The organism is Amaricoccus macauensis, from assembly GCF_014201905.1.
Taxonomy (GTDB): Bacteria; Pseudomonadota; Alphaproteobacteria; order Rhodobacterales; family Rhodobacteraceae; genus Amaricoccus; species Amaricoccus macauensis.
The window spans coordinates 251,544-274,547 of the sequence record NZ_JACHFM010000003.1; the positions used below are offsets into that span (position 1 = coordinate 251,544).

Annotated in this window: 18 protein-coding genes; 11 read left to right on the top strand and 7 right to left on the bottom strand. The window is 67.4% G+C overall.

The window, feature by feature from the left end; all coding sequences use genetic code 11:
- The first annotated feature begins 92 nt into the window (after positions 1-92).
- Positions 93-350 (top strand): GlsB/YeaQ/YmgE family stress response membrane protein, encoded by a 258-nt coding sequence (locus HNP73_RS15075; RefSeq protein WP_184151385.1) that lies wholly within the window; start codon positions 93-95, stop codon positions 348-350.
- A gap of 45 nt (positions 351-395) precedes the next feature.
- Here HNP73_RS15075 and HNP73_RS15080 read toward each other — a convergent pair whose 3' ends face one another.
- Positions 396-1,598: a type III PLP-dependent enzyme gene (locus HNP73_RS15080; RefSeq protein WP_246399850.1), complete on the bottom strand. Its 1,203-nt coding sequence runs from the start codon at positions 1,596-1,598 to the stop codon at positions 396-398.
- A 460-nt stretch (positions 1,599-2,058) separates the two neighbouring features.
- On the opposite strand from HNP73_RS15080, the gene HNP73_RS15085 reads away from it, so the two are divergent.
- Complete coding sequence (locus tag HNP73_RS15085) at positions 2,059-3,723, top strand: thiamine pyrophosphate-dependent enzyme (RefSeq protein WP_184151391.1); 1,665 nt, start codon at positions 2,059-2,061, stop codon at positions 3,721-3,723.
- A 111-nt stretch (positions 3,724-3,834) separates the two neighbouring features.
- On the opposite strand, the gene HNP73_RS15090 is transcribed toward HNP73_RS15085, so the two are convergent.
- Together HNP73_RS15090 and aptA are read right to left on the bottom strand one after the other, a co-directional pair.
- The gene (locus HNP73_RS15090) at positions 3,835-5,820 is read right to left on the bottom strand and encodes a multicopper oxidase family protein (RefSeq protein ID WP_425486639.1); all 1,986 of its coding nucleotides are present in this window, start codon (positions 5,818-5,820) and stop codon (positions 3,835-3,837) included.
- A 517-nt stretch (positions 5,821-6,337) separates the two neighbouring features.
- Positions 6,338-7,669 carry an omega-aminotransferase AptA gene (aptA, locus tag HNP73_RS15095; RefSeq protein WP_184151397.1) on the bottom strand — a complete coding sequence of 444 codons (1,332 nt, stop codon included), beginning with the start codon at positions 7,667-7,669 and terminating at the stop codon, positions 6,338-6,340.
- A 127-nt stretch (positions 7,670-7,796) separates the two neighbouring features.
- On the opposite strand from aptA, the gene HNP73_RS15100 reads away from it, so the two are divergent.
- Positions 7,797-8,363, top strand: a complete 567-nt coding sequence (locus HNP73_RS15100; protein ID WP_184151400.1) for a cupin domain-containing protein — start codon at positions 7,797-7,799, stop codon at positions 8,361-8,363.
- Positions 8,364-8,629: 266 nt separating this feature from the next.
- On the opposite strand, the gene rpmB is transcribed toward HNP73_RS15100, so the two are convergent.
- Both rpmB and meaB read right to left on the bottom strand, forming a co-directional pair.
- Positions 8,630-8,917 carry a 50S ribosomal protein L28 gene (rpmB, locus tag HNP73_RS15105; protein WP_184151403.1) on the bottom strand — a complete coding sequence of 96 codons (288 nt, stop codon included), beginning with the start codon at positions 8,915-8,917 and terminating at the stop codon, positions 8,630-8,632.
- Between the two features lie 98 nt (positions 8,918-9,015).
- On the bottom strand, positions 9,016-10,002 hold the full coding sequence (gene meaB, locus HNP73_RS15110; RefSeq protein WP_184151406.1) for a methylmalonyl Co-A mutase-associated GTPase MeaB: 987 nt from the start codon (positions 10,000-10,002) through the stop codon (positions 9,016-9,018).
- Positions 10,003-10,087: 85 nt separating this feature from the next.
- Between meaB and HNP73_RS15115 the strand changes: the two genes are divergently transcribed.
- Both HNP73_RS15115 and hrpB read left to right on the top strand, forming a co-directional pair.
- Positions 10,088-10,804 (top strand): DUF3108 domain-containing protein, encoded by a 717-nt coding sequence (locus HNP73_RS15115; RefSeq protein ID WP_184151409.1) that lies wholly within the window; start codon positions 10,088-10,090, stop codon positions 10,802-10,804.
- A 5-nt stretch (positions 10,805-10,809) separates the two neighbouring features.
- Positions 10,810-13,296, top strand: coding sequence for an ATP-dependent helicase HrpB (gene hrpB, locus HNP73_RS15120; RefSeq protein WP_184151412.1), 2,487 nt, complete (start codon positions 10,810-10,812; stop codon positions 13,294-13,296).
- A gap of 28 nt (positions 13,297-13,324) precedes the next feature.
- Here hrpB and HNP73_RS15125 read toward each other — a convergent pair whose 3' ends face one another.
- Positions 13,325-13,690 carry a hypothetical protein gene (locus tag HNP73_RS15125; protein ID WP_184151415.1) on the bottom strand — a complete coding sequence of 122 codons (366 nt, stop codon included), beginning with the start codon at positions 13,688-13,690 and terminating at the stop codon, positions 13,325-13,327.
- A 255-nt stretch (positions 13,691-13,945) separates the two neighbouring features.
- On the opposite strand from HNP73_RS15125, the gene HNP73_RS15130 reads away from it, so the two are divergent.
- From HNP73_RS15130 to HNP73_RS15145, 4 genes are all read left to right on the top strand, one after another.
- Positions 13,946-15,382, top strand: coding sequence for a Glu/Leu/Phe/Val family dehydrogenase (locus HNP73_RS15130; RefSeq protein WP_184151417.1), 1,437 nt, complete (start codon positions 13,946-13,948; stop codon positions 15,380-15,382).
- Between the two features lie 70 nt (positions 15,383-15,452).
- Positions 15,453-16,496, top strand: coding sequence for a TIGR03032 family protein (locus HNP73_RS15135; RefSeq protein ID WP_184151420.1), 1,044 nt, complete (start codon positions 15,453-15,455; stop codon positions 16,494-16,496).
- A gap of 264 nt (positions 16,497-16,760) precedes the next feature.
- Positions 16,761-16,937, top strand: coding sequence for a hypothetical protein (locus tag HNP73_RS15140; protein WP_184151423.1), 177 nt, complete (start codon positions 16,761-16,763; stop codon positions 16,935-16,937).
- Between the two features lie 85 nt (positions 16,938-17,022).
- Entirely contained in the window at positions 17,023-19,356 is a 2,334-nt protein-coding gene (locus tag HNP73_RS15145; protein WP_184151426.1) for a beta strand repeat-containing protein, read from the top strand.
- Here the strand turns inward: HNP73_RS15145 and HNP73_RS15150 are convergent.
- Positions 19,346-19,606 (bottom strand): sulfurtransferase TusA family protein, encoded by a 261-nt coding sequence (locus HNP73_RS15150; protein ID WP_184151429.1) that lies wholly within the window; start codon positions 19,604-19,606, stop codon positions 19,346-19,348. The two genes, HNP73_RS15145 and HNP73_RS15150, sit on opposite strands and share 11 nt — an antisense overlap.
- 111 nt (positions 19,607-19,717) lie before the next feature.
- On the opposite strand from HNP73_RS15150, the gene HNP73_RS15155 reads away from it, so the two are divergent.
- Together HNP73_RS15155 and HNP73_RS15160 are read left to right on the top strand one after the other, a co-directional pair.
- Complete coding sequence (locus HNP73_RS15155; RefSeq protein ID WP_184151432.1) at positions 19,718-20,461, top strand: cytochrome c biogenesis CcdA family protein; 744 nt, start codon at positions 19,718-19,720, stop codon at positions 20,459-20,461.
- A 346-nt stretch (positions 20,462-20,807) separates the two neighbouring features.
- A complete protein-coding gene (locus tag HNP73_RS15160; RefSeq protein WP_184151435.1) occupies positions 20,808-22,964 on the top strand; it encodes a calcium-binding protein in 2,157 nt (718 codons plus the stop codon).
- Positions 22,965-23,004: the final 40 nt, after the last annotated feature.

Sequence of the window (23,004 nt, forward strand, 5' to 3'; positions counted from 1 at the left end):
CTCGCAAATCGTTGATCGCCGCAGTGAACGACGGTGGGCGTCGTTCCAGCGTGGAGAGTGGCATGGATCCAAACGCAGCAGCGACGGCTGGGATGAGCACCGCGACCGCCATCCTCGTCATGATCGTGATCGGCGCCATTGCCGGCTGGCTCGCCGGAGTGATCGTCAAGGGCGGTGGCTACGGCCTCGTCGGCGACATCATTATCGGCATTCTGGGCGCGGTGATCGGCGGCTGGATCTTCCGGGCGCTCGGCATCACCATGGGCGGCGGCATACTGGGAGCCATCGTGGCCGCCGTGATCGGGGCAGTGATCCTGCTCCTGATCATACGGGCATTGAAACGCGCCTGACCGAACGACGCGAAGGGGCCGGCGATCACCGGCCCCTTCCGGTTTTCAGTTGACGAAGACCGCGGCGAGCGGCGGGAAGCCGTTGAAGCCGACCGAGCTGTAGCTCGAGGTATAGGCGCCGGTGCAGAGGATCCGGATCTTGTCGCCGGCCTCGATGTCGAGGGGCAGCTGGACCGGGCGCTTCTCGTAGAGCACGTCGGCGGAGTCGCAGGACGGGCCGGCGAGGATGCAGGAACCGGTCTCCGCGTCGTCGTGCCGGGTCTCGAACTGGTAGCGGATCGCCTCGTCCATGGTCTCGGCGAGGCCGGAGAACTTGCCGATGTCAAGGAAGACCCAGCGGGCGAGGTCGTCCTGGTCCTTGCGCGCCACGAGCAGCACCTCGGCAATGATGACGCCCGCCTCGGCCACGAGGCCGCGGCCCGGCTCGGCCATGACGTGCACGTCAGTGCCGAAGCGGTGGCGCACCATGCGCATCACCTCGGCCGCATACGCCTCGGTGCGGAGCATCGGCTCACCATAGAACGCCGGGAAACCGCCGCCGATGTTGAGGATGCGAAGCGCGTGGCCGGCCTCGGCCGCCTCGGTCCAGAGGATGTGCGCCGCGTCGAGGGCGGAGGCCCACATGCGCGGCTCGCGCACCTGGCTGCCCGGGTGAAACGAGATGCCGGCAACGTCAAGGCCGAGATAGCGGCCGAGATCCATGAGGCGCAGTGCCTCGCGGCGCGAGCAGCCGAACTTGCGGCTGAGCGGCCAGTCGGCCTCCGAGGCCTCCACCAGCATGCGGATGATGACGCGGCAGCCCGGCGCGTGCTCGGCGAGCTTGTAGAGCTCTTCCTCGGCATCGACGGCGAACTGCTCGACACCGGCGGCGAAGGCGTGGGCGATGTCGGAGGCACGCTTGATGGTGTTGCCAAAGGCGATGTGATCGGCCGGGATGCCGAGCGAGAGGCACAGGTCGATCTCGCCACGCGAGGCGCAGTCGAAGCGGCCGCCCTCGGCGGCAACGGCGGCGATCACCTCGGGAGCCGGGTTCGCCTTCACCGCGTAGTGGATGCTCGCGGTGGCGAGGCCGGTGTCGAGGGCGCGGTACTTGGCGCGGAGCATGTCGAGATCGAACACCACCGTCGGGCGATCGAAATCGGTCGCGCGGATGTACGCATCCTGCGCGGCGGAAACCGCCGAAACGGTCGGGTGATTGTCGGCAAAGAGTCGTGCGGGCTTGCCCGCAAAAGCGGCAGCGTGTCGCATGCGCATCTCCATCAGTCCCGGGGGATTTCAACCCCGGAGTTCCCAAAAGAGACGTTACCGTCGCTACGTGAGTTCTCCCACTTCGGGAACTTACAGAGGCGCGTGCGTTGGCGTCGTAGGGCGCATATGAGGCCAGCGACCGTCGCAATCAAGCGTAAATCGGGACTGGGGCCGCATTTTTTCGCGACCGTGGCCTCATAGGGGCCGAGAGTGTGAAACTTCCGTTAAATCATAACGATAATCAGCGGCATTGACCTCTTTCCGGCGAGGTTTGCGAGGCAGCCACTCGAATCGGTGGCTGGTTCTGGCAATGGGCCGATGCGCATGGGCACGGTGAAGGAACTCGGGTGCCGGGCGAGGCGGTTCCGGCTTCATCGGGCAGGATTGCCCTGATTTCGCGTTGCCGCTCGCCCGGTCAGATGGAAAGGTCCGCTCAAAGCCGACAGTGGAGGAGGACGGGATGCGCAACGGTGGGCAGATCTTGGTGGAGAGCCTGGTGGCGCTCGGAGCGCGCAAGGGGTTCGGCGTGCCGGGCGAGAGCTACCTTGCGGTGCTCGACGCGCTCCACGACGCGACGGGGCGCCTCGACTTCGTGCTCTGCCGGAACGAGGGGGGTGCGGCCTTCATGGCGGCGGCCTGGGGGAAGCTGACGGGCGAGCCCGGGCTCTGCTTCGTGACGCGGGGGCCGGGGGTCACCAACGCGTCGATCGGCATTCATACCGCCATGCAGGACAGCGTGCCGATGCTGGTCTTCGTCGGGCAGGTCGGCACCGACATGCGCGGTCGCGAGGCATTCCAGGAAATCGACTACCGGGCGGTCTTCGGGACGATGGCCAAGTGGGCGGTCGAGATCGACGACGTGCGGCGCATCCCGGAGATCCTCGCGCGCGCCTGGACGACGGCCCTCACGGGGCGCCCGGGGCCGGTGGTCGTGGCGCTGCCCGAGGACATGCTGACGAGCCTGACGGACGCGGCGCCGCTTGTCGGCCCGTCGCGGGTGATGGAGCCGGCGCCGTCGGCGGAGGCGGCGGAGGCGGCACTCGGGATCCTGACCGGGGCGCGGGCGCCTCTGATCCTGATCGGCGGGTCGAACTGGAGCGCGGCCGGGGCGGCGGCGCTTCAGGGGTTCGCGGAGGCGTCGGATATCCCGGTGGTGGCGGTGTTCCGTTTCTCGGATCAGATCGACAACTTCTCGCCGGTGTTCTGCGGCGAGGCGGGCGTGGGGATGCTGCCGCACGTGAAACGGCTGATCTCGGACGCCGACGTGATCCTCGCCATCAACGTTCGCTTCGGGGAGATGACGACCGATGGCTATACGCTGCTCGACGTGCCGGTGCCGCGGCAGGCGATCATCCATGTCCATGCCTCGGACCGGGAGATTGGAAAGATTTACCAGCCTGTGCTCGGGATACAGGCCGGACCGAACGCCTTCGCCGCGGCGCTCCGGCCGGTGCAGGGCGGCTGGGCCGACTGGCGGGCAAGCGGGCGGGCTGAATGGGAGGCGAGCTTCGACGCCCCGGCGCAGCCGTCTCCGGTCGACATGGTGGCGGTGTCGGCGCATCTGAGGGACCTCCTGCCCGACGACGTCATCCTGACGAACGGGGCGGGGAACTTCACCGTCTGGCCGAACAAGTTCTTCAGGTTCGGCCCCGCGGCGCGGCTGCTCGCGCCACAGTCGGGGGCAATGGGTTACGGACTGCCGGCGGCGGTGGCGGCGAAGGTGGCGCACCCCGACCGGGTGGTTGTGTGTTTCGCCGGGGACGGCGATTTCCAGATGACCTGCCAGGAACTCGGGACCGCGATGCAGGCGGGCGCGCAGCCGATCGTCCTGATCGTGAACAACGGCATCTACGGCACGATCCGGGCGCATCAGGAGCGGAATTATCCCGGGCGGGTGTCCGGGACGACGATGCAGAACCCGGATTTCGCCATGCTCGCCCGGGCCTATGGCTTCCATGCGGAGCGGGTGGAGCGGACCGAGGATTTCCCGGCGGCCTTCGGACGGGCGCTCGAGTCGAAGACCGGGGCGGTGCTCGACCTGGTGGTCTCGCCCGAGGCGCTGACCCCGCGCCAGACCCTGAGCCAGATGCGCGAGGCGGCGTTGAAGGCGAAGGCACTGGCGTGAAATCCGCGATGCACGCCACACGCCTGGGCCGCATGTGCGGCCCCGATGCGGAGCTGGTTGCCCTGCGGAACGGTCACATCGACCGAGACCGTTCCGGTTCCGGCAAATCGCTCAGTGATGCGCCACCGCGGCGCCTCCGGTGCCGTCCGGGATCGCGATCCGGACGTTCTGCATCATGCCCTGATCCTCATGGTCGAGAATATGGCAGTGAAGGACGAAGTCGCCGATGTAGCGCTCGTACCGTGTCCGGACCTTGATCACGTGGCCCTGCTCGACCATCAGCGTGTCCTTCCAGACACCCTTCAGGTTCGCGTACTGGCTGACATTCGGGTTGCCCGGTCCGCTCACGTCGGTTCCGGTCGGATCGAGCACCTCGATGATCTGGAAGGGGTTGACGTGGATGTGGAACGGGTGATTGGCGGCGAATGATGTCATGGTCCATTCATCGACCGCGCCGAGCACCAGCGTCCGGTCCATGCGGACAGGATCGTAGGGAGCAGAGTTCATGAGGGCGAGGTTGCCCGCGAGATCCCGGCCGAGCTCGCCGATCTCGAACCGGAACGCCGGCGGGGCGGGCGGCAGGCTGCCGTTGAAGATGCGGAAGCCCAGCGTCTGCCGGCCGGTCACTTCCTCCGCTGCCACATCGGGGTGCCTGGCGAAGGCGGCAAGCCGCATGCCGTCTTGAAGATCCGCAACCACCCGGGCGCCGACATCGTCGGGAAGGTTTGCCTCCGCCGAGGCGATCAGCGCGCCCAGGATGCTGTCTCCCGCTGACGGGGGCGCGGTTCCCTCGTCTACGCGGACATAGCCGAGCAGTTCGCGCCCATGCGGTTCGTTGTTGACGGCCTGGTCGGTTTGCAGCTCACCGTTGATCACGCAGTAGACCCCGGGCTCGGGAAAGCGCACGAGCAGGTCCTCGCGGTAGCCCGGCTGGAGGATCGTGTCCGAGCGCTCGTCCAGTGCGCCACGGGTCAGGCCATCGGCAGCGAGCCCGAGTGCGGGCAGCGGAGCGCCGGTGCAGCGCTGATCGACAAAGGCCTGGCGCGCGTCGGCGGTGGCGAGCCTGGCGGCCACGACGGTCTTGCCTGCCGGCTCCATCTTGCGGAACCGCAGCTTGATCGAGTCGCGCACGCCCCCGTGGATCAGCCGCCAGCGCTCGACCTCGCCCGCGACCGCGCGGGCCAGCGTCGGCATGACTTCGCCGTTGATGCTGGTGAAGCGGCCCGAGGCGCTCCAGCTCGTCGGTGTCAACTGGTCGTAGCCTTCGACCTCGCCGACGTCGCCGGCATCGCAGTACCATGCGCCGGTCGTTGCCGCCTTGATGGCGCCTGCGCCGTCGCGGCAGGCATAGGCGATCTGCTGGAAGAGCATCACGCGGTCCCGGAACGGCTCGCCTCCCGGCTTCCGCAGCACGACATCGACATCGCCCGTCACGTAGCCGCCGTCAGGGGCGAGCGCCGGAATGCGCCCACCTTCGATGATCAGCGCACCGGCCATTCCGCTCGAGACCTGAAGCGCCGTCGAGCCATGAAGGTGCGAGTGGTACCAGAAGGTTCCGGCCGGATGGTCGGGCGGAATATTGTATTCGTACTGGAAGCTGACACCGGGACTGACCGAGACGAGCACGTTGTCGCTGTTGCCGGTGGGACTGATGTGCAGCCCGTGCGTGTGCATGTTCGTCCGGTTGAAGCAGTGCGGTACGTTCACTCCGCCGGCGCCGGGACAGGTCGGGTCGTCGGCCGGCAGTTCGTTGCGCAATGTCAGCCGAAAGGTCTCGCCGGGCAGGATCCGCACGGTCGGCGCGGCGAACTGGGGAGACCCGCCCGTTGCCGCACCGACGTAGCTGCGCAGCCGCACCGGGTCGTCGGTCCCCGTCGACGGATTGAAGATTGTTCCGTCCTGGTAGCGAATGGCAAGATCATAGAAGACCTCCGCGCCGACGCCGCGTTCCGTGGGCGCCGGTTTCCTCGTTGCATCGAACCCGGCGTGCGGCAGCGCAACGGTCGGCTCTTCGGGAGCCGTCCGCAGAGTGGCCTCGGGAGGGTTGTCCACGATCCGGGCATCGACCTGAGCGAGCGCCGGAGACGCCGCCAACACGAACGCCCCTATCGAGAGCCGGAGAGTGCCGCCGGATCGGCGTGCAATTCGAATGCGAAGTAGAGAAACGGACATGGAAAGTCCTCTCGGAGAAGGCGCGATGAACGCCGCGGGAAAATGGTCGCTGAAAACATGAAATACGGTGCCATGAACAAATGATTCCGGCAACGGACTGAATTGGCGCACATGAGAAACGAAATTGTTGCTGCGCAGCGGCGAAATCCGGCCGGGATCGCGCGACACGCCGCAACATGAGTGCGTGTCGGAAAATGCGTCCGACCGACAGTCGCGGTGGGCGATTGACGGGTCCGCTCCCGGCTCGCCGTGTATCCGGGTCCGATGACCGGGGGCTGACCCCGCTGGGAAAAAGGACGAGCGAAGCATCGCGGCCGGCCCGCGGCGCGTCGATGCTTCGCTTGATCCGGTTCAATCACGGCCCGGGTGAATGCGGTGCGGATCGTCCCTTGACGTCGTGAGCAGCGGCGCCGGCCGGCCCCGCTGGCCGGCGCCTCGAGGATCAGGCGGCGCGCTGGAGCGCGTCGCCGAGGGTTGAGACGATCTGATCGATCTGGGCTTCCTCGACGATCAGCGGCGGCGACAGCGCGATGATGTCGCCGGTAACGCGGATCAGCAGCCCCTTGGCGAGGCAGTCGACGAAGACGTCGTAGGCCCGTGCGCCCGGAGCGCCGTCGCGCGGGCTGAGTTCGATGCCGGCGATCAGGCCGATGGTGCGGATGTCGACGACGTTCGCCGCGCCTTTCAGCGAGTGGATCGCCGCGTCCCACTTCGCCTGAAGCTCGGCCGCGCGGGTGAGGAGCGACTCGCTCTCGTAGACATCGAGCGTGGCGAGGCCGGCGGCGCAGGCGACCGGGTTGCCGGAGTAGGTGTAGCCGTGGAAGAGCTCGATGGCGTTCTCCGGGCCGGTCATCAGCGCGTCGTGGACGGCACGCGAGGCGAAGACCGCGCCCATCGGGACGACACCGTTGGTGAGGCCCTTCGCGGTCGTCACGAGGTCCGGGGTCACGCCGAAGAAGTTGCTGGCGAACGGCGCGCCAAGCCGGCCGAAGCCGGTGATGACCTCGTCGAAGATCAGCAGGATGCCGTGCTTCGTGGCGATCTCGCGCAGGCGCTCGAGATAGCCCTTCGGCGGCACGAGGACGCCGGTCGACCCGGCCACCGGCTCGACGATGACGGCGGCGATCGTCTCGGCGCCGTGCAGGTCGACCATGCGCTGCAGGTCGTCGGCAAGCTCGGCGCCGTGCTCGGGCTGGCCCTTGACGAAGCTGTTGCGGGCGAGGTCGTGGGTGTGGCGCAGGTGGTCGGCCGGGATCAGCGGGAAGACGCGGCGGTTGTTGACGAGGCCGCCGACCGAGATGCCGCCGAAGCCGACGCCGTGATAGCCGCGCTCACGGCCGATGACGCGGGTGCGCGTGCCCTGGCCGATGGCGCGCTGGTAGGCGATGGCGATCTTCAGCGCGGTGTCGACGCTCTCCGAGCCCGAGTTGGTGTAGAAGATGCGGTCGAGCTTTGCGCCCTCCGGCCCGGGCGCGATGGCGGCGAGGCGCTCGGCGAAGTCGAAGGCGATCGGGTGGCCCATGTTGAACGACGGCGCGTAGTCGAGGGTCGCGAGCTGGCGGCTGACCGCGTCGGTGATCTGCTTCCGGCCGTGGCCGGCGTTGCAGCACCAGAGGCCGGCCGTGCCGTCGAGCACCTGATGGCCGTCCGCGGAGGTGTAGTGCATGCCCTCGGCCGCGACCAGAAGGCGCGGCGCCGCCTTGAACTGGCGGTTGGCAGTGAAGGGCATCCAGTAGCTTTCAAGCTTCGGCGCATTCGGGCGGTCGAGCGGCATCACAAATCTCCCGGGGTGATTTACTGTAGAGTCCACGCTTGACGCGACGAAACAAGTCCTTTTCTGATTGACGATAACTCATTGATAATAAAAGATCGATGCTTGTCTGATTTCGGGATATGGAACAGTGGAAACACCTGCCTCCGCCCATGTCGACGTCGGCGGCCGGTTGCGCCATCTGCGGCAGCGTCACGGCCTGTCGCAGCGGGCGCTTGCAAAGCGCGTCGGGGTCACGAATTCCGCGATCTCGCTCATCGAGTCGAATGCGACGAATCCGTCCGTCGGGGCGCTGAAGCGCATCCTCGACGGGATTCCGATCGGGCTTGCCGACTTCTTCGCCTTCGAGCCGGAGCGGCCGCGAAAGGTGTTCTATGCTGCGGAGGAACTGGTCGAGATCGGCAAGGGTGGGGTCTCGTATCGTCAGGTCGGCGAGACGATGTTCGGGCGCAGCCTGCAGATCCTGAAGGAATGCTATCAGCCGGGGGCGGACACCGGGAAGGTGCCGCTGAGCCATGAGGGCGAGGAGGGCGCCATCGTGATCTCGGGACGGCTGGAGGTGACGGTCGAAGATGACCGGCGGATCCTCGGACCGGGAGACGCCTACTACTTCGAGAGCCGCCTGCCACATCGCTTCCGATGCGTCGGGACCGAGCCCTGCGTGGTCGTCAGCGCCTGCACGCCGCCGAGTTTCTGAGCCGAGTTTCTGAGCCGAGTTTCTGAGCCGAGTTTCTGATGGGAGGCCCGGAGGGTTCGGAGCCGCGCACGCCATGGCACGCGCCCGCAGGGCGGCGCGACGGGGAAGCTGGTGCGTGTCCGGGAAGATGGGTATCAGGCGCAGCGGCTCGCCGGCGCGCGTGGCGCCGGGCCATTGCCTCCGATACCGCGCCGCCGGGCTGCACGGTGGGAAGTCGGGCGGATCAGGCGGCGATCAGACAGCCGAAAGATCAGGCTGGCGACAGATCAGGCCGCAGTCTGGGCCTTGGCGATCTCGCGCTTCAGCTTCAGCGCCTTGGTCGAGAGCTCGGTGTCCGGCGCGACCGCGAGGAAGGCGTCGAGGCCGCCGCGGTGATCCACGGTGCGCAGCGCCGAGGCGGAGATGCGGAAGCGGTGGGCCTGGCCGAGGGTCTCGCTGGTCAGCGTGACGTCATTCAGGTTCGGCAGGAAGCGCCGCTTGGACTTGTTGTTGGCGTGGCTCACGTTGTGGCCAACCATCGGGCTCTTGCCGGTCAGTTCGCAGCGGCGCGACATGGGTTCGGTCCTTGCAAGTATCGGGGGCCCACGAAGCGAGCCGGGGCAATCGTTGAGGGCGCCGCATACTAGCTGGGGTGCGGGGCGTCAAGGGTGGATCAGCCGTTTCCCCCCCAGGCGTCGAGCACCAGGTCGGCCGCGGCCTCCGGCGTAAGCTCGCCCGTCGCCACCCGAGACGCGGCCTCACGCCGGAGTGCCGCGATGCCGGGGTGGGCGGCGAGGCGGGCGAGGAGGCCTGTCTCAAGCGCATGCCTGAACCACGCTTCGGCCTGTGCGCGGCGGTGGGTCTCGAAGGTGCCGGCCGTCTGCCGGGCTTCGGCAAGCTCCCGGATCGACGCCCACGCCTCGGCGAGGCCGGCGCCGGTGGCGGCGGAGACGCACATCGCCCGTGGCCAGCCTGCCGGATCGCCCGGGCGGGGGCGGATGAGCCGCAGCGCCCCGGCATAGTCCGCGCGCGTGCGGCGCGCCTGCGCCTCCAGATCACCGTCGGCCTTGTTGACGAGCAGCAGGTCGGCCATCTCCATGATGCCGCGCTTGACGCCCTGAAGCTCGTCGCCGCCGGCCGGCGCGATCAGCAGGACGAAGATGTCGGTCATCTCGACGACCATGGTCTCGGACTGGCCGACGCCCACGGTCTCGACGAGCACGACATCCGCCCCCCAGGCCTCGACCACGCGGATCGCCTCGCGGGTGCGGCGGGCGACACCGCCAAGCGCGGTCTGGCTCGGCGAAGGCCGGATGTAGGCGTTGCGCTGGCGGGTGAGCTCGCTCATGCGGGTCTTGTCGCCGAGGATCGAGCCACCCGAGCGCCCGGACGAGGGATCGACCGCGAGGACCGCGAGGCGGAGGCCGTCGCCGGTCAGCATCATGCCGAGCGCCTCGATGAAGCTCGACTTGCCGACGCCCGGCGTGCCCGTCAGCCCGACCCGGAGCGCCGGGCGGACGGGCAGGGCTGCGAGGAGCGCGCGCGCGGCTTCGCGGTGATCCGCCCGGGTCGATTCGACGAGGGTGATCGCGCGGGCCAGCGCCCGGCGGTCGCCGTCTGCCACGCGCTGCCCAAGTGCCTTTGCCTCCGCTTCACGCAAGCGTCACCTCCGTCGGCCCTTCAATTCATCCCGTCTCTTTGGCATACCTCGCTCCGCCTGTCCCGAGCCAACGCGAGGAAGTCCCATGCCGTTGCCGTTTCGCGCCGAAGGTCTCGCGGCCGTCCTCGCCGTTCTTCTGACCGCCGGAGCGGCCCATGCACAGCAGGCGAGCTTCGATTTCCGGGTGATGGGCTTTCCGGTCGGAACGGTGGGAATGGCCTGGAGCACGTCGGGCACGAGCTACAATGCCACGGCAGACGTGGACGCGACCGGGGTCGTCGGCTTCTTCACCAGCTTCTTCTTCCACGGCAAGGCAACCGGCACGGTGAAGGCCGACGGAACGGTCATCCCCGGTCATTTCGAGGCGCAGTCCAAGTCGTCGCGCGACGTGCGGCAGACGACGATTGCGTGGAAGAACGGCAAGCCCACGTCGGTGACGATCGTGCCGCCGCGCGACAACAGCGCCGATCCTGCGGATCAGGGTGGCACGCTTGACCCGGTATCCGCGGCGTTCCGGCTGCTGCGGGACGTGCCGAAGGCCGATGCCTGCAACGTCACGGTCGACATGTTCGACGGGATGCGGCGGTCGCGGCTGAAGGTCGGGCCGGCGACGGCGAGTGGCACGGCGCTGACCTGCAAGGGCAGTTACAGCCGGATGAAGGGCGATGCGCTCGGCTCGCTCGACCGGGATCAGTTTCCCTTCACGCTCAGCTACACGGTCGGGGCGGATGGTATCGCGCGGCTGCAGCGCATCGAGGCGCCGACGAACTTCGGCACGGCGGTCGTCGCCCGCAGGGGCTGAGGCCGATGACGGGCGAGGCGCCGCGCGGGGCGCTGCTGCCAATCGAGCCGGTGCTGCCGGCGCTGGTGGCAGCGCTCGAAGGCGGTGCCGCGGTGCTGCAGGCGCCGCCCGGGGCCGGCAAGACGACGCGGGTGCCGCTGGCGCTGCTGGAGGCCGGGGTCCCGGGGCGGATCCTGATGCTGGAACCCCGCCGGGTCGCGGCGCGGGCAGCGGCGGAGCGGCTGGCGGAGGCCCTGGGCGAGCGGCCGGGGGGCCGGGTCGGCTACCGGATGCGCGGCGAGGCGGTGGCGGGCGCGCGGATCGAGGTGGTGACCGAGGGCATTCTCACGCGGATGCTGCAGTCGGCGCCGGACCTGCCCGGCATCGGTTGCGTGATCTTCGACGAGTTCCACGAGCGGAGCCTGCAGGCCGACCTCGGCCTCGCGCTGACGCTCGAGGCGCGAGGGGCGCTGCGGCCGGATCTGAAGGTGCTCGTCATGTCGGCGACCCTCGACGCGGGGCCGGTGGCGACGCTGATCGGCGACGCGCCGGTCGTGACCGCCGAGGGACGCGCCTATCCGGTGGAAATCATCTGGCTCGACCGGCCGTGGAGCGCCGGCGCTGCCCGTCTGGAGGACGCGGTTGCTTCGGTGGTGCTGACCGCGCTCGGCGAGAGCGAGGGCGGGGTGCTCGTCTTTCTGCCCGGGCAGGGTGAGATCGGGCGGGTCGCGGCGCGGCTCGGCGGGCGGCTGCCGGCGGGCGTCGTCCTTCAGACGCTGCATGGCGGGCTGCCGTTCGCGGCGCAGCGCGCGGTGCTCGCGCCGCTCGCCGAGGGGCGGCGGCTCGTGCTCTCGACGGCGATCGCCGAGACCTCGCTCACCATTCCCGATGTGCGCGTGGTGGTTGACGCCGGTCGGGCGCGGCGGGCGCGCTATGATCCCGGGTCGGGCATGACACGGCTCGTCACCGAGCGGGTGAGCCGGGCGGAGGCGGTCCAGCGGCAGGGACGCGCCGGCCGCGTGGCGCCGGGGCGCTGCTACCGGCTCTGGACGAAGGGCGAGGAGGGCGCGCTGCCGCTCCACCCGCCGCCGGAGATCGCGAGCGCTGACCTTGCACCGCTGGCGCTCGAGCTGGCGGTCTGGGGCGCGGACGCGCCGGACGGGCTTGCGTTCCTGACGCCGCCGCCGGCACCGGCCTTCGCCGAGGCGCGGGCGCTGCTGACATCGTTGGACGCCATCGGGCCTGACGGGCGGATCACCGGGCACGGCAAGGCGCTTGCCGCGCTGCCGGTGCATCCGCGGCTCGGACACATGCTGCTTGTCGCGACGGCCCATGGGTCCGGTGCGCTGGCGGCCGATCTCGCGGCACTGGTCGAAGGGCGTGACCCGCTGCGCGGGGAGGGCCGCCGGCCGCCGGTTGACCTCGCCCTCCGGCTCGCGGCGCTGCGGGGAACCCGGGCCGCCGACCCGGCAGCGGTTGCTGCGATCCGCACCGAGGCGAAGCGGCTCCGGGCGCTGGCGCCAAAGGGCACTGGCACGGGCGGGCTTTCGCCCGGCGCGGTCCTGTCGCTCGCGTTCCCCGATCGCATCGGCCAGCGGCGTCCGGGCAGTGCTTCCCGCTATCTGCTCGGCAATGGCAAGGGCGCGGTGCTGCCGGCGGAAGATGAACTCGGGACTGCGCCATTCATCGTCGCCGCGGATCTCGACGGTGACTTGCGCGAGGCGACGGTGCGGCTGGCGCTGCCGGTGACGGAGGGTGACCTGCGGGAGCTGCACGCGGCGGAGCTGCGGCACGAGACGGTCTGCGAGTGGTCGCGGCGCGAGAAGGCGGTGATTGCCCGCGAGCGGCTGCGGCTCGGGGCGCTGACGCTCGAGGACCGGCAATGGCGCGAGGCGCCGCCGGAAGCCGTGGCGCTTGCACTCGGCGCGGGGCTTCGCGAACTCGGGCTCGGGGCGCTGCCGTGGACGCCGGCCCTGCGGCGACTGGCGGGCCGGGTGGAGTGGCTTCGGCGGCACGGGGCGCCGGACCTGCCGGATTTCTCCGATGACGGATTGCTGGCCGAGCTCGATGACTGGCTCGTCCCCTGGCTGGCGGGCTTCGCCCGGGCGGCTGATCTCGGGCGGGTGGATCTCGCCGGGGCGCTTGACGCGCGGCTCGGGCATGACGGGCGGCAGCGCCTCGACAGGCTGGCGCCGGCGAGCGTGCGGGCGCCGACCGGCACCACGCTGCCGGTCGACTACTCCGACGACGCGCCACGGGTATCGGTGCGGTTGCAGGAGCTTTTCGGCATGACCGAGCATCCGACCGTCGGGCCGGAGCGCATCCCGCTCGTCATTGAGCTCTTGTCCCCGGCGCAGCGGCCGGTGCAGACGACCGCGGACCTGCCGGGCTTCTGGCGCACGTCCTATGCGGACGTGCGGCGCGATCTGCGCGGGCGCTATCCGCGCCATCCGTGGCCGGAGGATCCGGCCGCGGCCGAGGCGACACGGCGCGTGAAGCCGCGCGGCACCTGACGCGCGGCTTCGTTCAGTCCTCGGGGTTTCAGAGGCTCGCGTTGCGGAACGCGCCGCCGGCGGGCTTCGAGGAAATCGTGACCGCGTCGATTTCGCGGGCGAAGGTGAAGACGGTGTCCTCGTTGCCGGGAAGCGCGAAGCTCACCCGATCGCCATCGTCGAGGCTGAGGACCAGCCGGCGCGCGTCGTTGTCGTCGGCATCGAGCCAGGTCGCGGTCACCTCGTAGCGGTCGTCGCCGGCCGGAACGAAGTAGGCGACCATCTGAAGGTCGTCGGTCGTGAGGGCCGTGGCTTCGATCGGAGTCGCGGTGCGGACCTCGCCGGCGAGTGCGGGCAGCGTCACGACGGGCAGCGCGATGGCGGCGAGCGCGACGGCGATGGTGGTCTTCAGCATGACAAGAACTCCTGTACCTTGCCGCGAACCCGCGGCATCTCCTGGATGAACTTGAGGCCAGTTGTCCCGTATTGCAACGCAGCATCATGCATGGCCCGTATGCACTCAGCGCAAATATTGGAATGAATACATTGGCATACCCTTGGTGCGATACATTACAGTCGTGCGACGGTTTCGACGACTTGCCGGCGCGGCATCGCGATGGGTAAGCTCGCATGGCGGCCGTCTTGAGCCGCGGTCCCGGGGGACGTCAGAATGAACGCTCCGCTACGCGAGCCAAGCTTTCGCGAATCCGTCGATCTCATGTTCAACCGAGCGGTAAGGCTCATGGACTTGTCGCCCGGTCTCGAGGAGAAGATCCGGGTCTGCAACTCCACCTATACCGTGCGCTTCGGCGTGCGGCTCCGGGGGGCGATCCACACGTTCACCGGGTATCGCAGCGTCCACTCGGAGCACATGGAGCCGGTCAAGGGTGGCATCCGCTATGCCATGGGCGTGCACCAGGACGAGGTCGAGGCGCTGGCCGCGCTGATGACCTACAAGTGCAGCCTCGTGGAGGTGCCGTTCGGCGGCTCCAAGGGCGGCCTGCGCATCGATCCGCGCGAGTGGAACGAGCACGAGCTCGAACTCATCACCCGCCGCTTCGCCTATGAGCTTGCCAAGCGCGATCTCATCAACCCGAGCCAGAACGTGCCCGCGCCCGACATGGGCACCGGCGAGCGAGAGATGGCGTGGATCGCCGACCAGTACCGGCGGATGAACACCACCGACATCAATGCCAGCGCCTGCGTCACCGGCAAGCCGCTGAACGCGGGCGGCATCGCGGGCCGCGTCGAGGCCACGGGCCGGGGCATCCAGTACGCCTTGCGCGAGTTCTTCCGCCACCCGGAAGACGTAAAGCGGGCCAATCTTTCGGGCAGCCTCGACGGCAAGCGGATCATCGTGCAGGGCCTCGGCAACGTCGGCTACCACGCGGCGAAGTTCCTCTCCGAGGAGGACGGGGCCAAGATCATCGCGGTCATCGAGCGCGACGGCGCGGTGATGAACCCGGACGGGCTGCCGATCGAGTTCCTGCGCACGCACATCGGCGCGACCGGCGGCGTCAAGGACTTCCCCGAGGGGACCTATGTCCCGGACGGCGCGGCGGTGCTCGAGGCGGAGTGCGACATCCTGATCCCGGCGGCGATGGAATCGGTGATCAACCTCACGAACGCCGACCGGATCAGCGCCCCGCTCATCATCGAGGCGGCGAACGGGCCGATCACCGCGGGCGGGGACGATATCCTGCGTCAGAAGGGGACGGTGATCATCCCCGATCTCTACGCCAACGCCGGCGGCGTGACGGTGAGCTATTTCGAGTGGGTGAAGAACCTCAGCCACATCCGCTTCGGCCGGATGCAGCGCCGGCAGGAGGAAGCGCAGCACGCCCTGCTGGTGGACGAGCTCGACCGGCTGCTGAAGGAGGCGACCGGCGACAAGTTCGGCTTCACCGAGCGCTTCAAGGCGGAATACCTGCATGGTGCGGGGGAACTGGAGCTCGTCCGCTCCGGGCTGGATGACACCATGCGCACGGCATACCAGTCGATGCGCGAGGTCTGGCACGGACGCAAGGAGGTGGAGGATCTGCGGGTCGCGGCCTATCTCGTGTCGATCGAGCGCGTGGCCGCGAGCTATCGTTCCAAGGGGTTGTGACCGGCACGTCTTGCAGCCATGAGAACGGTTCGGCCGGGATCGCCGGGTGGGGAATACGCGGAGGAAGTGAATGGCGGAGACGTCCCGGCTGGAGCTGGTGGGATCACGGCTGTTCGCAGCCTGGCTCGCACAGGCGCGCACCAGCCTCGCCTTCACGACCTATCAGGCGGGCAAACTGTTCCTCATCGGCACCGGGCCGGACGGCCGGCTTTCCATCCAGACGCGGAGCTTCCCGCGCTGCATGGGGCTTGGCACCGGGCCGGGCGGGACGCTCTGGATGTCCTCGCTCTATCAGCTCTGGCGCTTCGAGAACTACCTCGACCCGGGACAGAAACGGAACGACAACGATGCCGTGTTCGTCCCGGTTACCGGCCATTCCACCGGCGATGTCGACATCCACGACATCGAGACTGACCCGGACGGCAGGCCGATCTTCGTCGTCACCCGCTTCAACTGCCTCGCGACGCTGGCCGAGCGGGCGAGCTTTGCGCCGATCTGGCAGCCGCCGTTCATCGACCGCATCGCGGCCGAGGACCGCTGCCACCTGAACGGCCTCGCCATGCGCGACGGCAAGCCGGCGTACGTCACCTGCGTCGCGCGCACAAATCTCGCCGACGCCTGGCGGGAGAAGCGGAAGGACGGCGGCGTCGTGATCGACGTGGCGAGCGGCGAGGCGGTGGCCGAGGGCCTCTCCATGCCGCACTCGCCGCGCTTCCATCAGGGGCGGCTTTGGGTGCTCCAGACCGGGACCGGCGAGTTCGGCCACGTCGATCTCGCCACGGGGCGCTTCGAGCCGATCTGCTTCCTGCAGGGCTTCGCGCGCGGCGTTGCCTTCGTCGGCGAGCACGCGGTGATCGGCGTCTCCTGCCCGCGCGAGGACCGCACCTTCGACGGGCTGGGCTTGAAGGACCGGCTGGACCGGGAGGGGGTCGAGCCGCTCTGCCACATTGCCGTGGTGAACCTCACGACCGGCGATGTGGAGCACCGTCTCGCGATCCGAGGGCCGGTGCAGGAACTCTACGACGTGGTGGCGCTGCCGGGGATCATCACCCCGATGGCGCTGCAGCCCGAGGAGACCCGGCTCCACATCAAGTTCGTCGCACCCGGCGGCTGAGACCCGTCGGGCGGTCGTCACTCCCGTCCCGAGCGTCACGCGCGTGCGCATGCGTCACTGAGTGCGCAATTCGTCACCGTTTGTGCCACTCTTCTTGGCGTCGACGCTAGATTCCATTACCGTATACGTTGAAAACGCGGTAAGATATTCGTCCGGGGGGATCAAGACTCACGGAACCGTGACCGGGGGGAGGTCAACGGCTTCCCGCGTCGCTCGCAGCACAGTTTCGCAGTCGTCCACCCGGTTCATTCCTGGGGGTGCAACATGCCGACTTTCACGGGGACCGATGGGGGCGACTACGTCGTACCAGGCTCGATTTCCGCAGGAGTCATCGCGGATCCGCCAGGATCGTTTCCGGGCGCGGCCATCGAGTTCCAGGTGGCGATCGCCGACGCCGGGGTGGCGGCGTCAGCCTACACGGCCGACGACTTCATTCTCTGAGCCATACCCGCGCCGGCTGTCGCCGCAAGCTGGCGCGGGCCTCGTCGTCGGTGCGGCGTTTTCTGGCTGAGAGGGGGAAAAACTGATGCCGATGTTCACGGGGACCGGTCAGGCTGATCGCATCGTTCCGGGCTCGATTTCCGCCGGAGTCATCGCCAATCCCGCCGGCTCGCTCCCGGGCGCCGGCGTGGACACGATCCTGGGAAACGGCGGAGCGGACTATCTGGACGGCGGCGCCGGTGATGACTCGCTCGACGGCGGCAACGGAAATGACACGCTGTTCGGCGGCATTGGCCAGGACACGCTGAGGGCCGGGAACGGCAACGATTCTCTGGTCGGGGGCGACGGGCCCGACACGCTGGACGGCGGTGCGGGGGCCGACACGATGGTCGGCACTGAGGGCAATCGGGAAGATCCGTTTGGCAACACGTACTACGTGGATAACATCGGAGACGTGGTCCGCGAGTCCTATGGCTGGGGCGTCATCTATTCGAGCGTCAGCTACGTGGTGCCGGCCAACATCCGCTACTTCATGCTGACGGGGACCGAAGACCTCTCCGTCGATGGGGGTGGGCAGGAATTATCAGATATCTTCGGGAACGCCGGAAACAACTACATCCATAATTTTGCAGGGCTCAGTCAAGTCCATGGTGGCGACGGTGACGATACGCTTGTCGGCGACGGGTTCCTGGCGGGTGACGGCGGGAACGATGTGATCTCGAGCGGCGGTGACGGCGGCGAAAGTCTCAGTGGCGGCGCGGGCTCAGACACGCTGACAGGCGGCGCCGGCGATGACGTGCTCAACGGCGGAAGTGGCGCCGACATCCTGACAGGCGGTGCCGGCGACGACGAGTACGTGGTCACGGACGACGCGGACGACGCGGACGTGCTTGTCGAAGATGCGGACGGCGGGACCGATAGGGTTGCCGCCTCGCTCGACTGGAGGCTGGCGGATGCCTTCGAGAACCTTGTACTGACCTTGGCAGCTACCGGGTACGGCAACGGTGCCGACAATGACCTGGACGCTCGGCGCAATGGCGGCACGCTCTATGGGCTAGCGGGCAACGATACTCTTCGGGGTGGAGAAAACGCCACGCTGGTCGGCGGCGAAGGTGACGACACTTACTTTGTGAACGACAACAGCACGAGGATCATCGAATCCGCGGATGGCGGAAACGACACGGCGTACCGGGACTTCGGCTATGGCGACCGGTACACAGAGTATTTTCTGGAAGAAAATGTCGAAACGCTTCACATATTTGACGACTATAGCTACATCAACGGATACAATGATTTTATCTACGAAGACAGCGAGGCCGCCGCGAACGATCTGTCCAACCTTGTATTTGGTGGCCGGGGCGGCAACACCATTCACGGCATGGGTGGCAACGATACCATTCATGGCGGTTACGGCGACGACTTCCTCGATGGCGGCAACGGGACGGACTACCTGGACGGGGGCAGGGGCAGCGATATCGTGCTCTACACCTCCAACACCACGCCCGTCCGGGTCGATCTGATCGCCGGAACGGTGAGCTTCCCCGGCAAGGGCTGGGCCTCGGAGACCATCGTCTCGGTCGAGGGTGCAGAGACCGGCTCGGGCAATGACGTCTTCATCGGCAACGGCGCGGCCAACAGCTTCGTCGGAAACGCCGGCAACGACACCTTCGACGGCGCCGGCGGCAACGATGTGTTCGAGGGCGGCGATGGCACCGACAGCTTCAGTGGCGGGGCGGGCAGCGATACGGTGCTCTACACGTCGAACACCACGCCGGTGAACGTGAACCTCGTCACCGGGATTGCGAGCTTCCCGGGAAAGCCGTGGCCTTCGGAACACTTCACGTCGGTCGAAAACGCATCCACCGGCTCGGGTGCTGACACCCTGACCGGCACCGCGGCTGCGAACGCGCTCCACAGCGGTGACGGGGCCGACCAGCTCACAGGCGGTGGCGGCGCGGACTCCCTCGTCGCTGGCTCGGGAGATGACCGGCTCGACGGCGGTGGCGGTGCGGACACGCTCGTCGGTGACTGGGGCGCGGACCGACTGGAGGGCGGCAGCGGTGCCGACCTGCTGAGAGGCGGGCTTGGGAACGACATTTTCGTCTTCACCGCGAATACCTCGATGCCAGGTGCCCGGGACAAGATCGGAGAGGGTGGGACGGCGTTCGAGGGGGCGGGCAAGCCGGGCGGCGACCTGATCGACGTCTCGGGGCTTGATGCCGACACGACGGCGGCCGGAATGCAGGACTGGATCTTCGGAACATCGCACGCCCGGGGACACCTGTGGGTGACGAAGTCCGGCACCGAGGCGATCCTGAACGGCAACTCCGACAACGATGCCGCGATCGAGTTTCAGGTTGCGATCGACGAGGTGAATACCGCGCCGCCAGCCTTCACCGCGAATGACTTCATTCTGTGACGTGACCCTGGTCGGGGCCACGGCGGATCAGGTAAGCGCGGCCGCCTTCGGGGTGGGCCGCGTCGCCGAGGAAGTCGTGGCCGGTCTGGGCACAGAAGTGCGGCACGTCGAGGATCGCGGCCGGGTCGTCGGCGAGCAGGCGGACCAGCGCGCCCTCGGGCAGGCCGAGGAGGCCCCGGCGGGCCTTCAGCACCGGCAGCGGGCAGAGCAGGCCGCGGGCGTCGATCTCGAGGTCAGGGACGGAACTCATTCAGTCCCGCTACCTTTCCCGGCCGGCCACGTCAATTTGAGGTGTGGTCGGGATGACGCCGGAACCCTGAGCCTATAGGGTGCCGGCGACTTCGGCCGGGAATTGCTGCGCATGTTCGGAATCAGCCTCTGGGACGCCTCGCTCGCGCCCGCTCTCCTCGTCGCGACGGCGGCGGGCCTTCTGAGTTTCCTCTCGCCCTGCGTGCTGCCGATTGTGCCGCCCTATCTGGCATTCATGGCCGGATCGCGGCTCGAGGACACCGAGCGTCGCGACGGGCGGGTGGTGACGGCGGCGGTGTTCTTCGTCCTCGGGCTCGCGACCGTGTTCCTGATGATGGGCTTCGCGGCCTCGGCTCTCGGGCGGGCGCTGCTCGAGTGGCAGCGGCAGCTCTCGATCGTGGCGGGGATCGTCATCATCCTCTTCGGACTGCACTTCCTGCGGGTGATCCGCGTGCCGATCCTCGCGCGTGAGGCGCGGCTCGAGGCCGGGGCCGAGCCGGGGACGCTGCTCGGCGCCTATGTCTTCGGGCTCGCGTTCGCCTTCGGCTGGACACCCTGCATCGGGCCGGTGCTCGGGACGATCCTCTCGGTTGCCATGCAGCAGGACTCGACCGGGCGGGGCATGATGATGATGGGCGCCTATGCGCTCGGCCTCGGGATCCCGTTCGTGCTGACGGCGGTGTTCCTCGGGCGGGCGATGCGGCTCATGAAGAGCATCAAGCCGCATATGGCCACGATCGAGCGGGTGATGGGCGTGCTTCTGGTCGTCGTCGGCATCCTGATGCTGACCGGCGGATTCAGCAGCATGTCGTTCTGGCTCCTCGAGACCTTCCCCTGGCTCGCCCGAGTCGGGTGATCGCGCGCAGGGCTCGCTGAGCCTGCCGCCCCAGCCTGCGACAGAGCAACCGGCAACGATTTCATTCATCAGCAAAAAAAGCACGTTCCTGGAGTGTTTGCGGCAGTTCCCGGGGTTGTTCGCCAAATTGCCCGATCACCGCGCGCAATCTCCGGCGGATCGGCGGAATCCCGCTTCCCCGCTTCTCGGATTTGTGAAAGATGGCATAGGCCCGGCACGCATTTCGGTCTCGCCGGGCCCAATCACGACGCTGCGTTTCGAGCGATGCCGGGCCTTTGGGTGGGGCTTTGATCGCTGCAGGTGACGTGCGCCCGATTGCCGGCCGGCGCGAGGGGAGGACAACGAGATGGCGACTTACTACGGTACTGAGGACGGCGACTACGTCTATGGTTTCTATGACGTCATGTTCGGAAACGGGGGGCGCGACTATCTGTCAGGCGGCGCCACCAACGACAGCCTGTATGGCGGCGCAGGCGATGACACGCTGCTCGGCAATGATGGCAACGATCTGCTCGACGACTACTCAGCGGGCAGCTTCGGCGGTGACGACTCGATGGACGGTGGGGCGGGTAACGACACCATCTACGGCTATGATGGCAACGATACCCTCAACGGCGGAGATGGATCCGACGCGCTGTTCGGCGAAACGGGGAACGACATTCTGAACGGCGGCCTTGGCGCTGACACAATGGACGGTGGTGAGGGCGGCGACACCTACTACGTCGACAATGTCGGTGACCGCGTCATCGAGACGTCGAATGAAAGCTACTATGACACAGTCTACTCGGGGATCAGCTTCACTCTGGGGGACAACGTTGAGCGACTTTACCTGACCGGTCGCAACGGGCTTTCCGGCGTTGGAAACGAACTCGCCAATAACATCACCGGGAACGGTGGCAACAACTTGCTGAGCGGTTTCGGGGGCAATGATAGCCTCTACGGAGGCGACGGCAACGACTCTCTCGTCGGTGGAGATGGTGATGACATGTTGGCCGGAGAGAGTGGTTCCGACGTATTAAGTGGCGGCGCCGGGAACGACAGTTACCGTGTCAATACCGGAGATACCGTGATTGAAAATGCCGGATCCGGGTCAGATACAGTGTATGCGTCGTCCAACTGGACGGTGTCTTCGAATATAGAGAGTACTATACTTGACGGAAATGTAACTGTATACGGAAATTCCGACGCTAATAATATATCAGCTGGCTGGTATAGTGGAGTGCTATACGGACTTTCCGGCGACGATACGCTATCCGCAAATTACAACGCAACTCTATCAGGAGGAACCGGTAACGATCACTACGAAGTTAGTGGCCGTAACGAAATAATTGTCGAGTCGGCCGGTCAGGGAGTCGACAGTGTTAGTATAAACTTTGAATACGAGCAAACGTATGTCGTGGGCGAAAACGTCGAGAATATCTCTGTTAGAGATGGTATGTACGGGTATTGGTACAGTTATTACTATAGTAGCCATGTCGTTGCAAATGCAGCATCCAACTGGATCGACGGTGGCAACGGCGACAATGAAATCCGCGGGATGAACGGCGCCGACACGATCTACGGCAATGATGGCAACGACGTCCTCGATGGCGGCGGCGGCACGGACTACCTCGACGGCGGAGTCGGCACCGACACGGTGCTCTACACCAGCAACACCACTCCCGTGCGTGTCGATCTGACCAACGGAGTCGTCACCTTCCCGGGGCAGAACTACCCGGCCGAAACCGTGGTTTCGATCGAGAACGCGCAGGGCGGGTCGGGGAATGACATCCTGATCGGCAATTTCGACGGCAACGTGCTGACCGGCAACAACGGCAATGACATGCTCGCCGGACGCATCGGAAACGATGAGCTCTACGGCGGCGCGGGGAACGACACGCTCGATGGCGGGGACGGGACGGACTACCTGAGCGGCGGGGCCGGCACGGACACGATCATCTTCACAGCCAACACCACCTCGGTGAACGTGAATCTCACGACGCAGAGCGTGAGCTTCCCGGGGCAGAACTGGCCGGGGGAGAGCCTCGAGTCGATCGAGAATGCGACGACCGGCTGGGGGAACGATACTCTGGCCGGCAGCAGCGGCGCGAACGAGCTGCACGGCATGGACGGGGCGGACCGGCTCGTCGGCGCGGGCGGGGCGGACCGGCTCGTCGGCGGCGCCGGCAACGACGTCTTCGTCTTCACGGCCAACTCCTCGGCACCGGGAGCACGGGACACCATCCTCGCGGGCGACGGGGCGACGGCGTTCCAGGGGGCGGGGGCGGCGGCCGGAGACCGGTTCGACGTCTCGGGCTTCGACGCGGACATCACCAAGGGCGGGATACAGGACTGGATCTTCGGAACCGCGAAGACCAAGGGGCATCTCTGGATGACCACGTCCGGCACTCAGACCATCCTGAACGGCAACAACGACAACGACGCCGCGATCGAGTTCCAGGTGGCGATCGCCGACGCCGGCGTCGCGGCTTCGGCCTACAAGATCCAGGACTTCATTCTCTGACGCGCGCTGGCGCCGGAGCCGCTTGAAAGCGGTTCCGGCG

Bases quoted from the DNA above. Each gene is read 5' to 3' on its own strand.
- HNP73_RS15160 (WP_184151435.1), top strand. From the start codon at position 20,808: ATGGCGACTTACTACGGTACTGAGGACGGCGACTACGTCTATGGTTTC.
- HNP73_RS15075 (WP_184151385.1), top strand. From the start codon at position 93: ATGAGCACCGCGACCGCCATCCTCGTCATGATCGTGATCGGCGCCATT.
- HNP73_RS15130 (WP_184151417.1), top strand. From the start codon at position 13,946: ATGAACGCTCCGCTACGCGAGCCAAGCTTTCGCGAATCCGTCGATCTC.
- HNP73_RS15150 (WP_184151429.1), bottom strand. From the start codon at position 19,606: ATGAGTTCCGTCCCTGACCTCGAGATCGACGCCCGCGGCCTGCTCTGC.
- hrpB (WP_184151412.1), top strand. From the start codon at position 10,810: ATGACGGGCGAGGCGCCGCGCGGGGCGCTGCTGCCAATCGAGCCGGTG.
- HNP73_RS15135 (WP_184151420.1), top strand. From the start codon at position 15,453: ATGGCGGAGACGTCCCGGCTGGAGCTGGTGGGATCACGGCTGTTCGCA.
- HNP73_RS15115 (WP_184151409.1), top strand. From the start codon at position 10,088: ATGCCGTTGCCGTTTCGCGCCGAAGGTCTCGCGGCCGTCCTCGCCGTT.
- HNP73_RS15140 (WP_184151423.1), top strand. From the start codon at position 16,761: ATGCCGACTTTCACGGGGACCGATGGGGGCGACTACGTCGTACCAGGC.
- HNP73_RS15145 (WP_184151426.1), top strand. From the start codon at position 17,023: ATGCCGATGTTCACGGGGACCGGTCAGGCTGATCGCATCGTTCCGGGC.
- HNP73_RS15155 (WP_184151432.1), top strand. From the start codon at position 19,718: ATGTTCGGAATCAGCCTCTGGGACGCCTCGCTCGCGCCCGCTCTCCTC.
- HNP73_RS15125 (WP_184151415.1), bottom strand. From the start codon at position 13,690: ATGCTGAAGACCACCATCGCCGTCGCGCTCGCCGCCATCGCGCTGCCC.
- HNP73_RS15085 (WP_184151391.1), top strand. From the start codon at position 2,059: ATGCGCAACGGTGGGCAGATCTTGGTGGAGAGCCTGGTGGCGCTCGGA.
- HNP73_RS15080 (WP_246399850.1), bottom strand. From the start codon at position 1,598: ATGCGACACGCTGCCGCTTTTGCGGGCAAGCCCGCACGACTCTTTGCC.
- aptA (WP_184151397.1), bottom strand. From the start codon at position 7,669: ATGCCGCTCGACCGCCCGAATGCGCCGAAGCTTGAAAGCTACTGGATG.
- rpmB (WP_184151403.1), bottom strand. From the start codon at position 8,917: ATGTCGCGCCGCTGCGAACTGACCGGCAAGAGCCCGATGGTTGGCCAC.